General features: G+C 67.5%; 1 protein-coding gene. It reads right to left on the bottom strand.

The window, feature by feature from the left end; translation table 11 throughout:
- Positions 1 to 243: transposase (locus tag SCWH03_RS28485; protein WP_173267806.1), on the bottom strand; the 243-nt coding region annotated here is incomplete at both ends.

Below are 243 nucleotides of genomic sequence, written 5' to 3'. Positions count from 1 at the left end.
TCGACGGCCATCCCTGCCGCGTGATGATGAGCGCGCGCGACCGTGGAATCCACGCTGACCAGGTCGAGATCGACCTGCCCACGAGCCGCCGCCTCGGCGATCATTGCCTCCATCAACGTCTGGAAGGTCCCGGCCACCGCCCACCGCTGGAACGCGCCGTAGACGGTCGACCATGAGCCGTATTCCTCAGGAACATCCCGCCAGGGGGCCCCGGTCCTCAACCGCCACATCACGGCGTGGAAC

This window comes from Streptomyces pacificus (genome assembly GCF_011766325.1).
GTDB lineage: Bacteria > Actinomycetota > Actinomycetes > Streptomycetales > Streptomycetaceae > Streptomyces > Streptomyces pacificus.
Note: the sequence above shows the minus strand (reverse complement) of the source record. Positions and strands in the feature narration are given on the sequence as shown.